We start from the raw sequence: 3,454 nt of genomic DNA, 5'->3' as shown, positions 1-3,454 counted from the left end.
ACTCATAATCATCCACCTACTATCCTGGATTTCCTATATAGATGAGCGAAGCTGTATCCAAGGTAAGAGCCTTGACCTTAAAGTATTAGTTCTATAATTCCAAATCCCCTCCTGAAACATTAAAGATTCCACCAAAAATGGTATAACTTTTAATCAAGTTCAACTAATATTTAATCTATAATTTCTGCTAATAATTCAACGATCCTATGTTCTTAGTCAATTGTATTTTCTACCCCGCAATTTAAAAAAGTTTGTAATAGTAACTATCTAGAATCATAAGGATTAACCATATCATTTCGGACAGAGAGAAAAATTTATGAGAATATTTAATCCTAGTTTTTTATTTTCTTTGTGATTTGATAGCCCTCTTCACCTAGTAACATAACATCCATTATGACTAAATCTATCTTATGGATGATATCCAGAACTTCTCTTCCATCCGTTTTCCAACAAACATAGTACGCTTCGAGTTGCAAAATTTTTTGAAGTAAATCGCCAATCATCAAATCGCCTTCTACTATTAAAATGTTAAATCCTTTCATCACGTAGGATTTCATTTTTTTCAACTTCCTTATTGATAAATTCCATTGAAAGCTTATATATTTCATCAGGCACGTATAAATAAATGCTGTGTGTACCTCTAATTTTTATGACATCTGCTATTTCTAATTGTTCTGCAAATTCCTCATAATCTTTGTTTTTTTGTTTTGTATATTTCGAGTTTTTATATTGGTCAGCAATTGCATCTAAAAATAAAATAGGTGTTTCTTTTGGTATCGGAAGGTTAACTGATTTTTTACCGTTTTCATAAGCCTGTAAAAGTTCTTGCTTCATATCATCATTAAAAAATTGTTTATAGTATAATGCTTTATAAATTTCTTTTTCCTCTTCAGTTAAAAATGATTGCCGAATCACTTCAGGATTATAAGTAGAAGAAGGAACAAGTCGGTGCAAACCAATTTTCGTTAAAATATTTATTCCTCTTACTGTCAATGAATCAACTAGGTTCATTTTATGTGTTACGTACTGTTGAGGTAAACCAATATCTAAAGCAATAATTCCCTTTATTTCATCTGGGTATCTTTGTGCCCAGTAAATAGCTTCTATCCCTGATAATGAGTGAGRCACTAATATATACGGAGGTTTATTTCCACTTTCTATTAGAGCTTCTCTAGTTTGCTCTAGTATTTTGTCAATATCTCYGTCATCGTTAAAAACGTCACTATACCCATATCCAGCTCTTTCAATAACAGCTATCTTATTTTCTTTTGAAAACTTGCTATATAGTCCTTTCATGTCATAAACAGGAGCAGCGATCCCGGAGCCAGCCATAAATACAAATGTATCCTCACCACTTCCCTCATTATAGACATTAATTTTTTTATTATTAAACTTAACGACTGTTCCCTCACTTTTAAGGAGTGCTGCTTCCTTACTTAATTGAGAGTTATGGTAAATAAAAACAGATACTGATACGAGCAAGCTAAAGGCAATAAATAAAACAAATATTTTCTTTAATACTTCGAATACTTTTTTCATAGACTTCTCCTTTCAACTTATACACTCTCCATCAAAGAAAATGATAGATTGATTGTATCGATCAACCAAACTTCGATTCATCAGTCATTCTCCTTTTCTTGGTAGTATTATTTTTTGTTTTAATATAAGAACTTTAAAATTCATTTAAGTTAACCGTACATTCTCTAATACGGGTCTCGCCATCTATCAGGTTAATACAAGGTCGTTTCCTTAAAACGCCAAAAGGGCTATCTTTCTATACAATACTTTGGAAGGGTGGCTTTTTTATAAAGTATCTACTTTCAGATAAAGTGTATCTATTCTCCCATGAAGTACAAAAATTACAAACAACGTCAACCAAACTAATAAGGTGATTGTAAAGGATTCTCTGGACTTATTCCTTTCTACAACAGARTTTATATCTATTTTAAAAATCATTTCAATTTCTTTCCATCGATTTACCTAACAATAAATAAATAAGAATGACAGAAATGTCACTTACGGGTTCGACCTATCAGCAACAAAACGGAAAAATACGTTCAAAAAATAGTATGTGAAATGTGAAATAAGAAGAACCAGTGTACGCCAGCCCTACTTAACATAATTAGGATTAGAGGCAATCAAAAAAGTCCTTAGATTTAATAGAATCTAAGGACTTTTTATGTTTATAAATGTGTACTTTTACGTACAGGATTAATAAAACAATATTTATAATTTTATTTCTTAGGATCATCCTGGTTTTTTGGTTCAAGAGATTCTTTATAATAACAATCGATATTGGCTAAAGTTTACGTACAATCCTTCACAATCTAATTCTATTTCCCACCTATAGGTTTCTCTCTAGCAAAATACCCACTTGTTCTGCCACTGCTTGAGGTGAGACACGAATCTCATTTCTAAAATAAGATTCCTACGTTTTTTTATTGCTTCAATATTGTGTCTTAACCCCAACAAATAATACAGAGCCAAATTAAAATGGATGAGGGCTGTCACAAAAGTCATTTTTTAATCACTTTTATGACAGCCCTTTTTATTTTTATAAGCACAATAACTTCATTTACTGAAGGTATTTTAGGAGCCAGTTTATCCATTACTTAGTAACTTTATCAGCGCTTATATTTCCGGCTRCATCAGTTGCCGTTACGTAAATTTGTGTTCCTTCATTTAGGTTCATTACCTAATCTAAACTTATCATTTTTTATCAATTTCTAAACTTTTTTGATATTTACCATTATTATATTTTGTTAAAGAAGGTATACCAGAGATATAACCAATCCCCCCTGTTTTATTAATGCCAATTTGTTCGTCAACAGCTTTAAGTAATTCATCTTTGTTAACAGCTGTAACTGACTTACCATCTAGTTCATCACCAGGATGTTGGAAATTACTGAAAATGTATGAGAATCCATTGCGGTCATCAGCAGCAAATAATCCAGTTGCTTCGGCTCCTGCTGGAACAGATAGAATACGATTTGATTCTTTCGTATCAACATTATATGCCCAAACATAGTTATTTGTGTGAGCACCGCTATCTTCACCAATAAAGAGGGTTCGCATTGCTTCAGAATAACTTAAGTTATCGGGATTAGCTACTTTGTCTACATTTGCAGTGTTTCCATATGCATCAGCATTAGGAAGGTCTTCTCCTACCACCAATCCATACATTGATGGTGCTACATAAGAGCTATGAATAGCCTCTCCTTCGCTATCCTTTTGACCACCTTGTAAATCTAATTGATAGGTTACACCAGCTTTAATTTTTGGTAATTGGATATGGTCTGCTGGGTCTTTTCCTGTTGAATCTTTTTCCATACTCTTACTTTGATCGGAAATAGCAATATATACTTTTTTATCCTTTTCGTTTAGCGCTAAACCTTCCATTTTGTTAAATTCAGTAGTCGCACCAAGCATTGCTGCGTATCGGCGTGTTTCAAGG

1 protein-coding gene and 2 pseudogenes are annotated in these 3,454 nt (G+C 32.4%); all 3 read right to left on the bottom strand.

The genetic code is table 11. The features are described from left to right. Positions 1-287: 287 nt before the first annotated feature. Positions 288-542: pseudogene (locus AC1DUW_RS23785) on the bottom strand (response regulator); the annotation flags it as partial. Then, positions 529-1,539: an alpha/beta fold hydrolase gene (locus tag AC1DUW_RS23780; protein ID WP_477643619.1), complete on the bottom strand. Its 1,011-nt coding sequence runs from the start codon at positions 1,537-1,539 to the stop codon at positions 529-531. The pseudogene AC1DUW_RS23785 and the gene AC1DUW_RS23780, both read right to left, overlap by 14 nt. A 1,170-nt stretch (positions 1,540-2,709) precedes the next feature. Further along, positions 2,710-3,454: pseudogene (locus AC1DUW_RS23775) on the bottom strand (alkaline phosphatase); the annotation flags it as partial.

Source organism: Peribacillus sp. P4_C12 (assembly GCF_056402095.1).
This window is presented reverse-complemented; position numbering and strand designations above follow the sequence as displayed.